General features: G+C 70.6%; 11 protein-coding genes, 1 tRNA gene and 1 pseudogene. 5 read left to right on the forward strand and 8 right to left on the reverse strand.

Going from position 1 to position 10,311, the window contains the following annotated elements:
- Positions 1 to 3: 3 nt before the first annotated feature.
- Positions 4 to 569 (forward strand): annotated as a pseudogene (locus tag ACTIR_RS0111715) (IS5 family transposase); the annotation flags it as partial.
- Positions 570 to 774: 205 nt separating this feature from the next.
- Here the strand turns inward: ACTIR_RS0111715 and ACTIR_RS0111720 are convergent.
- Together ACTIR_RS0111720 and ACTIR_RS0111725 are read right to left on the reverse strand one after the other, a co-directional pair.
- Positions 775 to 1,026, reverse strand: a complete 252-nt coding sequence (locus tag ACTIR_RS0111720) for a hypothetical protein (protein WP_026454435.1) — start codon at positions 1,024 to 1,026, stop codon at positions 775 to 777.
- 247 nt (positions 1,027 to 1,273) lie between these two features.
- Entirely contained in the window at positions 1,274 to 1,735 is a 462-nt protein-coding gene (locus tag ACTIR_RS0111725) for a hypothetical protein (protein ID WP_026454436.1), read from the reverse strand.
- Between the two features lie 223 nt (positions 1,736 to 1,958).
- On the opposite strand from ACTIR_RS0111725, the gene ACTIR_RS0111730 reads away from it, so the two are divergent.
- Entirely contained in the window at positions 1,959 to 2,330 is a 372-nt protein-coding gene (locus ACTIR_RS0111730) for a PDDEXK family nuclease (protein ID WP_199285610.1), read from the forward strand.
- A gap of 536 nt (positions 2,331 to 2,866) precedes the next feature.
- Here ACTIR_RS0111730 and ACTIR_RS0111740 read toward each other — a convergent pair.
- From ACTIR_RS0111740 to ACTIR_RS22955, 6 genes are all read right to left on the reverse strand, one after another.
- A complete protein-coding gene (locus ACTIR_RS0111740) occupies positions 2,867 to 3,535 on the reverse strand; it encodes a 4a-hydroxytetrahydrobiopterin dehydratase (RefSeq protein WP_199285611.1) in 669 nt (222 codons plus the stop codon).
- A gap of 199 nt (positions 3,536 to 3,734) precedes the next feature.
- Positions 3,735 to 3,956: a helix-turn-helix domain-containing protein gene (locus tag ACTIR_RS0111750; RefSeq protein ID WP_233345889.1), complete on the reverse strand. Its 222-nt coding sequence runs from the start codon at positions 3,954 to 3,956 to the stop codon at positions 3,735 to 3,737.
- 426 nt (positions 3,957 to 4,382) lie between these two features.
- A complete protein-coding gene (locus tag ACTIR_RS0111755; RefSeq protein ID WP_026454441.1) occupies positions 4,383 to 5,426 on the reverse strand; it encodes a tyrosine-type recombinase/integrase in 1,044 nt (347 codons plus the stop codon).
- Entirely contained in the window at positions 5,423 to 5,890 is a 468-nt protein-coding gene (locus tag ACTIR_RS0111760; protein WP_233345890.1) for a hypothetical protein, read from the reverse strand. Before ACTIR_RS0111760 ends, ACTIR_RS0111755 begins: the two co-directional genes overlap by 4 nt.
- 137 nt (positions 5,891 to 6,027) lie before the next feature.
- Positions 6,028 to 6,115: transfer RNA gene (locus ACTIR_RS0111765), tRNA-Leu, on the reverse strand.
- A gap of 162 nt (positions 6,116 to 6,277) precedes the next feature.
- The gene (locus ACTIR_RS22955; protein ID WP_034239521.1) at positions 6,278 to 7,780 is read right to left on the reverse strand and encodes an MFS transporter; all 1,503 of its coding nucleotides are present in this window, start codon (positions 7,778 to 7,780) and stop codon (positions 6,278 to 6,280) included.
- 71 nt (positions 7,781 to 7,851) lie between these two features.
- Between ACTIR_RS22955 and ACTIR_RS0111775 the strand changes: the two genes are divergently transcribed.
- The 3 genes from ACTIR_RS0111775 to ACTIR_RS0111785 form a co-directional block, all read left to right on the forward strand.
- Positions 7,852 to 8,469, forward strand: a complete 618-nt coding sequence (locus ACTIR_RS0111775) for a TetR/AcrR family transcriptional regulator (RefSeq protein ID WP_026454443.1) — start codon at positions 7,852 to 7,854, stop codon at positions 8,467 to 8,469.
- 112 nt (positions 8,470 to 8,581) lie between these two features.
- Positions 8,582 to 9,904: a M20/M25/M40 family metallo-hydrolase gene (locus ACTIR_RS0111780; protein WP_026454444.1), complete on the forward strand. Its 1,323-nt coding sequence runs from the start codon at positions 8,582 to 8,584 to the stop codon at positions 9,902 to 9,904.
- Positions 9,905 to 9,951: 47 nt separating this feature from the next.
- On the forward strand, positions 9,952 to 10,311 hold a 360-nt coding region (locus ACTIR_RS0111785), incomplete at its 3' end, for an amidase family protein (RefSeq protein WP_026454445.1).

The following is a 10,311-nucleotide window of genomic DNA, read 5'->3' on the forward strand; positions in this document are numbered from 1 at the left end:
TAGCACCGAGTGCTGCTGGCCAAGTTGCGTGCGGCCGACTGGTTGCACTCTTCGCGAGTGGTGTGGATTCCTCGCAGATCCAGGCGAAACGGGGGCGATGCTCCCCAAAAGTCGATCCGAGTACGGTGAACCGCGGGCGCCCGGGCTCAAAACATCACGTGATCACCGATGCCGGCGGGACCCCGCTGCGCGTGTCACTGACCGGCGGGAACCGGCACGACGTCACCCAGCCACTGCCCTTGATCGAGACCATCCCGCCCGTGCGGGGCCGACGAGGACGCCCGCGCCGCAAGCCCCGCGGACTCTGCGCCGACCGAGCCTACGACCACGACAGCTACCGCACCACACTCCGCGAACGTGGCATCACACCCCGGATCGCCGAACGTGGCGCCGAGCACGGCTCCGGACTCGGCACGCTGCGGTGGGTGGCCGAAGCCGCGATCGCCTGGCTGCACGGACCACGCCGCCTACGCACCCGCTGGGAAAGCCACGATCACATCCACGACGACTTCCTTGAACTCGCCCACTGCATGATCCTCGCCCGCAAACTTCCCCAATCCGCATTCTGAAAGGACCTCTTGGAGTCGGCGTAGGCCAGCGAGTACGCGCGCCATGAGCTCGCGATGCGCCCGTGAGGTCCCGGAGTTGACTGCCACGTCGGCGGCATCCCGGGCGGCGATGTCGAGATCGATGTCTGGCCATATCGGCTCGGTGACCTCGGTGATCCGAGGGATTGGAGCCGTGGGTTCAGTGAGAGCATGCCGGTCTGCCCTCTCAGCCATCGGGCGCCACGTCGCGGGTAGTAGGCGATGGGATCTCCACGACCCGGCCGTCGAGCTCGGCGGCGCGGGCCCGGAGATCGTCGGCGAGGGTGGCGAGCGCTTCGAGGTGGTTGGCGAGCAGGAGAAGCCCGTCGGCGGGTAACTCGCCGCCGTCCTGCCGCTGCATGAGCTCGACAGTCGCCATGCCGAGGTTGGTGTTGAACCGGCCGACCCGTGCGAGTAGATCCCGGTCACGTTCGATCATCGGGCGGTGTCCTCACCCGGGTCACCGCCGCCCGGGTCGGCGATGTCCTCGCCCGGTTCAGCAGTGTTGTCGCGCTCAGCGGAACCGTGCGGGTGCCCGTGCAGGTCGGTGAGAAACGCGCGGGAGTCGGGTCGGCACCCTCCGTTAATTTAGCTCATGACGCGGGACCGTATGCCGCCACGCGCCCCTCGAGAGGTACAGAACAGCACCCGCCACCGAAGGGGACAGTTTGTCCCCCTCGCCCGTGTCAGGTGAGGACGCCGAGCTGCTTGGCGAGGCCGCGCGCGTCCCGTTCGATCAGCCGCGACCCCGCGGTCACCAACTCGGCGGCGAGGCCGCGCGACAGCGGGTGGCAGCGCATCGACTCGACGCTCACCGACGTGGCGCGCTGGAGTGTGTGAAGCGCGCTGGTGTGGTCCTTGCGTTGCGCGTACGCGCGCGCGGTCTCCAGCCACAACCAGGCTTGACGATCCCTCGAGGGGATCGAGTCCGGGTCGACGGCACCGGCCTTGTCGAGCGCCGTGCCGCCTTTGTGGAGGTCCACCGCCACGGACACCCCGGTTAGGTCGGTGTTCGGCCGGCCGAACAGAGTCCACGGGTGCGCGTAGCCGGTGGGCAGCATGGGCACCATCGCGTCGGCGTCGTCGACGAAGCGGAGCGCGTCGCCCTCGCGGCCGAGACGTGCGGTGGAGTAATGCGGAACAACCACGAACACGTTGCAACGAACTCACAACGCACAGCGACTGCCGGCATCGCCGCCTCGAAGCCGCGAGCCGACACTGCCGTGCTTTCCGGCCGAGGCACCGCGCCGCGGCGGACACGGCGCAGGCCTGAGGCGCAGACCTTGCCCTCAACCACAAGCACCGCGCTCTGGTCACGGTCACACGGTGAGGCGATACTCGTCCCACTGCACCCGTGGTCGAGGGAGAGACATGAGCGGTGACGAAGCCCTGGTGGTCCGAGACTTCTGCGCTTGGCTGGCAATAGAGGGGTGGCAGGTCGAGACCGAGGTCGAGCACGTCGATGTGGTGGCGACACGGGACGGGCAGCGGCTGTACGCGGAGGCTAAGGGCAAGACGACCGATCCCGGGTTGGATGTGGATACAGCCTTCGGACAGCTCCTCCGCCGGATGCCGAAGCAGGATGACGCGTCCTTCCGATACGGGCTCGTGGTCCGGGACGAGCCACGGTCCGTGCGCGCCGTGCAGCGCGTTCCCTCCCGTGTGCTGACGCTGCTGCGGATCACGCTCTATGCCGTTGCCGAGGACGGGGCGGTGCGGGAACTGACAGGCCACGACCAATAGGACTTTCAGTCAGCGGAACGACTGGTGCTACCGACCGCGACGTCAGAGGCGGCGTAGACCAGCGAATACGCGGACCATGAGGTCGTATGCGGGTCGCCCGTCGATCTCGCTGCGGATGGCCACTGCGGCGGCTCCCTGGGTGACGGTGTCGAGGTCGGTGACAGGCCAGATCGGCGCGGTGGTCTCAGTGATCCGCGGGAGGGGCCTGGTCTCGGCGAGAGGGTGGCGATCCGCAGCCTCAACCATCGATGGCCCCGTCGAGGACGGTGGTCAGCGGTATCTCGATGCCCCGGCCGGCCCGTCGATCTCAGCGGCGCGGGCTCGGAAGTCGGCGGCGAAGGGGATCAGCACTGTGGGGCCGAGTGTGTCGTCGAGTCGACGTTGCGCGGCGAGCACCTCGGCGAGTGCCCGCACTGTGGTGCCGCCGACGCGTGACGGGTAGGCGACGTGGAACTCGGTGTCACCAAGCGGGAGTGGGAAGGCCCCGCTCCGGTAGAGCCGGGTCCTACGATCCGGATGGGGCGCCTGGACCGTGCTCAGTCGCGCCCCTGGCTGGTGCAGATGCAGGCGGCGTTGCCCTGCGGGTCATGCAGCACCCAGAACGCCGGCGCGTGCGACTCGTCAACCAGCGTCCCGCCGGCGTCGAGCGCCGCCCAGATCCGGTCGTGGGCCACGTCGTGGGGCACGGTCACGTCGACGTGGAAGCGCATCGCGCCCGGCGACACGTCCTCGGTGCCCTGGAACCACATCCCGGGGCTGTCCCCGCCGCGGTCCACAATCTCGTCTCCGCTCGCGTCGCCACCGAGAACCGCCTCCCAGAACGGCAGCAGCATGCCCGTGTCCGTGGTGTTGAGGGCGATCTCGACCGCCTGCACCCTGTCGGGGGCGGCCGACACCCCGAGCTCCGCGGCGACCTCGCTGATCCGGCGCGCCATCGCCACGTCGCGCCGGGTGAGGCCCCCGACGTCGTGGCTGACGAGCTTGAGGTTGACGTGGAAGTAGCGCAGGTCGATGTCCGGGTGGTGGTCCGCCTCCTCGGCGGCCGCGCCGATCCGGTCGACCAGCTCCAGCCCCGTCGCGAACCGCCGGGTGAGGTAGCGGGTGTGCAGCGCCCCCAGCAGCACCCGCCAGTCGTCCAAGCCCTCGGCGCCGGAAACCTCCGACATCGCCAGCAGCTGCTTGTCCGCCTCGTCCTTCGCACTCATGTCCCCACCGTACGGCGGTCGCGCGACCCGCACAGGGCTGACGCGAGCACCGGATGCTCGCCGGTCTGGATCATCAGTACCTCTCCCGGCTGGTCGTGTACCGGGATTACCCGAGGGAGTCGACGGAGAAGTCACGGCTCGCCCGCAAGTCCACCACGGTGAGGGGATGAAGCTCATCCGCTGGTCCATCCCGCACCTCTCACGCCACCCGGTCCAGCTCCTCGCACATCGCCAGCATGCCGCGACGCACCTCTCGAACCTGGTCGAGCGCGTCGTCGAGTCGCGCGGCGACCACCCGCCGGTCGGCCTCGTACCGCGACAGGCCGGACGGCGAGATCGGCACCCGGCGGGCGAGCTCGGGCTGCGAGAACCCGGCCGTCTCACGCAGCCTGCGCAACGTCTGCCCGAAACTGTCGACCATCGCGATCACCTCGTTGCATCGCGGAATCTGCTCGCCTCTTCCGCCCGCCCACACGCTCGGCCAGGGCGCCCCGCGCAGAAAGAGGCACCGCACGTAGCAAAGCGACCACCAACGGGCACGACAATCACTCCCCCTGTTGTTCTTGCGTGACAGGGGTGAGGCTAGAGCGTCCATCACGTTCCGCAATCGAGTTCGAAGCCGGTAGCTCATCGTCACGCGAACGAGTGGGCACCAACATCACTGAACGTGGCTGCACGAAGCGTTGTTTCGAGCCGCCTTGCGCGGCGAACGCGGCGCGGACCGGTGACGTTCGGACGACCCCCTCTCGTCGATCGGACCAATCTGCCCACACCGGAGCACGCCGCAGACGCTGCCGTTCGCGGGCGGGCCCACGTGTTCGGCACTACTCGGACGTCCGGTGCGGGGTCAGTGTTGTCGTCGGTCGTGGGCGAGGGGGTGGTCTTCGCCGGTGAGGGTGGCCAGGGCGGTGGCGATGTCGGTGAGGTCGGCTTTGACATAGGTGCTGGTGGCGTTGTCGTGGGAGTCGGTGTGGCCGGCGTAGGCGTGGGCGGTGGCGAAGCCGAAGTGGCGTTCGACCCAGGTCAGGGTGGTGTGGCGTAGCCAGTGGGTGGAGATCTGCTGGGCCCGCGCCCAGGGGAGGTGGCGGGCGACGCGGTTCCAGAGGTGGTCGTAGCGGCGTCGGGTGAGCGGCCCGCTCCGGGCGTAGCGCAGGACCGGTGTGTCGGGGTGGGTGGCCCCGCGGGTGCGGGCGTGGGTTTCCAGGTGGCGCATCAGGGTGGGTGAGACCGGTTGCCACCGCACGGTTTCGGCCTTCTCCCGCAGGAACAGCAGGCACTGGTCGGTGTCCAGGTCCCGCAGCCGCAGGGCCAGGGCGCCGCCGCGGCGGCAGGCGGTCTCAATGTGCAGCCGCACCAGCAGCGTGTCCAACTCCGGGTCATCGCCCGTGGCGGCGACGACTTCGATGATCTCGGAGAGGCGTTCGTCGGGCAGGGCGCGGCGGGTCGACGGCAACCGGCGGGGTGTGGTGACCCGCCGGGCCGGGTTGCGACGCTCGTCGATGAGCCCGTCGTCCTCGGCATGCCGGTACAGGCACCGGAGGGCGGCGACGAAGTTCTCCGCGGCGCTGCGTCCGCCGCGGGAGTTGCGCCGCACCACGGCGGTGGCCTTGGCCTTCTCCGCCTGGGCGCGGATGTCGCTGGCGGTGACCTCGTCCAACCGGCGCTCGCCCCAGGCGGCCTCGGCCCGGGCCCAGTAGGACCGGTAGGCGCGCGCGGTGCTGGGCGGAACCAGCCCGGTCACGACCGGGATCCACTCGGCCACTGTCGGCACCGGCCGTTCGGTCGAGCCGGCGGTGTCGGCCAGTAGGTCGGCGGGGTTCACGCCGAGGCGGGCCAGCAGCAGCCGCGCCGCTTCGAGGTCGCCTGCCTGGGGGGCTTCGTGGGTGCTCACTCGGGCTCACCCCCGGCCAAGTCCCGGTGGTAGCCGGCGAGCATCGCCGCCACCGCCGACGGCGGGTGCACCACCAGCACGTCGTGGGCCACGTCGGCGGCCACCAGCACCCGCTGCCCGGCCCGCACCCCCGACCGCGCCCGCGCCGAGGACGGCACCGTCACATACGGGGTGTCCGACATCACGAACGCGCCCTCGGCGCACCGGTGCAGCAGCACCGACCGCTGAACCACCGTGATCGTCAACCGGTCGCCGGACTGCCAGCCCAGCGCGCGCACCACACGACCTTCGGAGACCCGCCCTTTACCGTCCACCAGGGCGGCGCCGAACACCCACGGCCCCGAACCCTCGTCGAGACAGCTGAGATCCGGGACCGACAACGGTGAGAATCCGGACCGTTCCCCGGCCGGTCCGGTGACAGGGAGATGCGGCGGGATCGACACCGGCCGCACAGGCCCGGTCATGACACATCACCCCCCTGCCGCGCAGAGGGGGACACCGGCGGCACGCCCACCGTAACGGACAGGGATGACCGGTGTCTCGAAGATCCACCCAGCGTGAGCGGGTGGTCACTGGCTGGTGTGTGAGATCTGCTACGAACTGGTGTCCGAGGGGGGACTTGAACCCCCACGCCCTTAATCGGGCACTAGCACCTCAAGCTAGCGCGTCTGCCATTCCGCCACTCGGACTTGCGTGGTTAATAGCGTAACGGAGGCTCCACTCGTTCGTGCACCGGGGGTGGGCCTCATCGGCCGTGTGCCGCTCACCTGCGGTAACGCCGCCCGCGGGGGTCGGACGCAGCCGCCGCCCGCCCAACGCCGGACAACGGCTGCGTCCCCTCGCCGGAGCGATCACGGGCCCTCGCCGCGGCGCAGGAGAACGGCCACGGCGAGGGCCGTGGCCACGGCCGTGACGGCGGCGCCGAGCAGTGCGGCCTGCAATCCGGTGGTGAACGCACCCTGAGCCTCGCGCAGGACCGAGCCCCCTACAGCTGCTGCTCCGGCCAGCGACGACCCGGCTGCCTCGGCGATGTGGGACGGCACCCCGGTCAGGTGGAAGTCGTTGCGGTAGGTGGCGGTCAGGATACTGCCGAGAACAGCGATCCCCAGCGCGCCGCCGAGCTCCCGGGACAGGTCGTTCACGGCGGAACCCACGTTCTGCAGCTTCCTGGGCAATGCGTCGGTGATCGCGGTCGTCGCCGGAGGCATCGCCAGCCCCAGTCCGGCGCCGAGCGGGATGAGGCCCGCGGCGATGTGCCAGTACCCGCCGGCCACGTCCAGCTGGGACAGCACGGCCAGGCCCACCGCGAGAAGGAGCAGCCCGGCGACCCATGGAGCCCGGGCACCGAGACGTTCGGTGAGCCGCGGGCTCAGCCGGGAGGTCGGGACCATCCCGATCGGCATCGCCAGCAGACTGAGCGCGGCGGTGAGCGCGCTGTCCCCCCGGACGAGCTGCAGGTACTGCATGATCACGAACATGAAGCCGAACAGGGCGAAGAACTGCAGCGTCAGGGACAGGGAGCCCGCCGCGAACCGGCGGTTGCCGAACAGCCGTGGGTCGAGCAGGGGGTGGGCACGGCGCGCTTCGTAGGCGACGAAACCGGTGAGGATCAGCAGACCGCGTGCGCCGCCACCGAGGGTGAGGGGATCGTCCCAGCCGTGTACCGGGGCCTCGATCACGGCGTACACGAGGGCGGCGATGCCGGCTGCCGACAGCACCGCGCCGATCACGTCGAGCGGTGCCGGGTGGAGCTCGGCCGACTCCGGCACGAACGCCACCGTCCCGACCAGCGCGACCGCGGCGAGCAGCACGTTGAACCAGAACACCGACTGCCAGGACCACCATTCCAACAGCAGGCCGGAGGCGACCAGCCCCAGTACCCCACTGCCCCCGGCGACCGCTCCCCAGATGCTGACCGCCCTGGCCCGCTGGGCGGCAGGAAAGCTGCTGGTGATCGTCGACAGGGTGGCGGGCATGATCAGAGCGGCTCCGACACCCACCAGCGCACGCAGCGCGATCAGCAGTTCCGGCCCGGTGGCCAGGGCTGCCGACCCGGATCCGGTTCCGTAGACGACGAGGCCGACGACGAGCGCACGGCGTCGGCCGAACCGGTCCCCCAGGGCCCCGGCGGGCAGGAGCAGCGTGGCGAACACCAGGCTGTAGGCATCGATGATCCAGGTCTGCTGGGTCTGGTCGGCGTGCGTGTGCCGGGCGATGTCCGGGAGCGCCACGTTCAGCGACGCCATCGCGGCGACCACGGTGGCCAGTGCGAGACAGGTGGTCGCCAGGACGGCACCGTGGCGCGGTGTTCCGCCCGGGGAGCCGACGGCGGTCGGTCGTGGATCGGTGGACACGGGAAGCGGCCCTTCGGTCGGGTCTCGAGTTCGGGGCACAGCGTCACCGGCCGCCGCGTACGATCTCAACCATGTTGAATTCTTCGGCGCGGGGCAGGAGAACGGGAAGGCCCGACACGCGCGCCGAGATTCTCGCCGTCGCCCGCCGCCGATTCCTCCGCGACGGGTACCGGGCCGCCACCCTGCGGTCCGTGGCCGCCGAAGCCGGTGTGGACGTTGCCCTGGTGAGCTACTACTTCGGCTCGAAGAAAGGCCTGTTCGGGGCGGTGCTCGCCCTCACGGCCAACCCCACCGAGACGATCGCCCGCACGATGCGGGGCGACCCGGCCACCTTCCCCCAACGTGCCCTGCGCGATCTGCTCGCGCTGTGGGAGAACCCGGAGTCGGGCGCACCACTCCGCGCGCTGATCGCGGGCACCACCTACGACGAGTCCGTCACCGACCTGGTCCGGGAGCTCCTGGAACGGGAGATGATCGACACGATCGCGGGCAGGTTGGGCGGCGCGGACGCGCGTGAGCGCGCGGCCGCCTTCTGCGCGCAGATCGCGGGCATCGTCATGACACGCTGCATCCTGCGCCTCGAACCGCTCGCTTCGATGCCCCTCGATGAAATAGAGCGGATCTACGCCCCCGCACTGCGCGTCGCGCTGTTCGGGCCCCGGCGTCCGCACCGGTCCCGCGTCTCCTGACCGACCGCGGCCGGACCGGAGCCCGGCGCGGGTGACGCGATGCGCCCGTTCCGCGTTCACCCGGCGGGATCACCGTCTGCGTCGGCGTCGCGGTCGATGGTAGGAATACCGGGTGACCGAACCGAACGCGATCGACGCCGCCGCCGACGAGGCGGTGACGCTGACCAGCGAGCTGATCCGGATCGACACCACCAACACCGGCGATCCGGCGACGCTCACCGGCGAGCGGGAGGCCGCCGAGTACGTCGCGGCCAGGCTCACCGAGGTCGGCTACGAGATCACCTACGTCGAGTCCGGCGGGGCGAACCGGCACAACGTGATCGCCCGGCTGCCCGGCGCCGACCCGGACCGGGGTGCGCTGCTCGTGCACGGGCACCTCGACGTGGTCCCCGCCGACCCGGCCGAGTGGTCGGTGCACCCGTTCTCCGGGGCGGTGCAGGACGGGTACGTGTGGGGCCGGGGCGCGGTCGACATGAAGGACATGCTCGGCATGTCGCTGGCGCTGGCCCGGCACTACAAGCGGGAGGGCATCGTCCCGCCCCGCGACCTGATCTTCGCGTTCCTCGCCGACGAGGAGGCGGGCGGTAAGTACGGTGCGCAGTGGCTGGTGGACAACCGGCCCGAGCTGTTCGACGGCGCCACCGAGGCGATCAGCGAGGTCGGCGGGTTCTCCGTCACGCTGCGCGACAACGTGCGGGCCTATCTGGTGGAGACGGCGGAGAAGGGCATCCGGTGGATGACCCTGCGCGTGCGGGGCACGGCCGGCCACGGGTCGATGCTGCACCACGACAACGCGGTCACCAAGCTCTCCGAGGCGGTGGCCAAGCTCGGCAACCACCGGTTCCCGCTGGTGCTCAGCGACTCGGTGCGGGAGTTCCTGGCCGGGGTCACCGAGATCACCGGGTGGGACTTCCCGGAGGACGACCTGGACGGCGCCGTGGCCAAGCTCGGCAACATCTCCCGCATGATCGGCGCCACGCTGCGGGACACGGCGAACCCGACGATGCTCGACGCCGGGTACAAGGCCAACGTCATCCCGTCCACCGCGGAGGCGGCCGTCGACTGCCGCATCCTGCCGGGACGGGTCGAGGCGTTCAATCGGGAACTGGACGAGCTGCTCGGCCCGGACATCGAGCGCGAGTGGATGGAACTGCCGCCGGTGGAGACCACCTTCGACGGGGCGCTGGTGGACGCGATGAGCGCCTCGGTACTCGCCGAGGACCCGGACGCGCGCACCCTGCCCTACATGCTCTCCGGCGGCACCGACGCGAAGTCCTTCCAACGTCTCGGCATCCGCAACTTCGGCTTCGCCCCGCTGAAGCTGCCCGCCGATCTGGACTTCTCGGCGCTGTTCCACGGGGTGGACGAACGGGTGCCGGTCGACGCCCTGCGCTTCGGCACCCGCGTGCTGGACCGCTTCTTCCGCAGCTGCTGACCCCCGGGGCCCGCCCCTCCGCACGGGGACGGGCCTACCGTACGGGTATGCGGTCGGTCGACGATGCCGTGCGGGCACTGCAGGAGCTCGCACACCTCAACGTCCTGGTGCGCGAGCCCGGTGTGCTCGCCGCGGGTGCGGAGGACGGGCCGTTGGACGGCCTGCCGGTGGTGGTCAAGGACAACATCGCCGTCGGCGGGCTCCCGCTCACGGCCGGCTCCCCCGCGCTGGAGGGCTACCGCCCCGACACGGACTCGGGTGCGGTGCGGCGGCTGCGGCGCGCCGGGGCGACGGTGGTCGGTCAGACCAACATGCACGAACTCGCCCGCGGCACCACCAGCGACAACGCCGCCCACGGACCGGTGCGCAACCCGCGCGACCCGGGACGCACGGCGGGCGGGTCGAGC

The sequence above is a fragment of the Saccharomonospora iraqiensis subsp. iraqiensis genome, assembly GCF_000430445.1.
Taxonomy (GTDB): Bacteria; Actinomycetota; Actinomycetes; order Mycobacteriales; family Pseudonocardiaceae; genus Saccharomonospora; species Saccharomonospora iraqiensis.

Excerpts from the sequence above, each read along its gene's own strand:
- ACTIR_RS0111720 (WP_026454435.1), bottom strand. The coding sequence starts at position 1,026 with ATGATCGAACGTGACCGGGATCTACTCGCACGGGTCGGCCGGTTCAAC.
- ACTIR_RS0111730 (WP_199285610.1), top strand. The coding sequence starts at position 1,959 with ATGAGCGGTGACGAAGCCCTGGTGGTCCGAGACTTCTGCGCTTGGCTG.
- ACTIR_RS0111775 (WP_026454443.1), top strand. The coding sequence starts at position 7,852 with ATGTTGAATTCTTCGGCGCGGGGCAGGAGAACGGGAAGGCCCGACACG.
- ACTIR_RS0111760 (WP_233345890.1), bottom strand. The coding sequence starts at position 5,890 with ATGACCGGGCCTGTGCGGCCGGTGTCGATCCCGCCGCATCTCCCTGTC.
- ACTIR_RS0111750 (WP_233345889.1), bottom strand. The coding sequence starts at position 3,956 with ATGGTCGACAGTTTCGGGCAGACGTTGCGCAGGCTGCGTGAGACGGCC.
- ACTIR_RS0111740 (WP_199285611.1), bottom strand. The coding sequence starts at position 3,535 with ATGAGTGCGAAGGACGAGGCGGACAAGCAGCTGCTGGCGATGTCGGAG.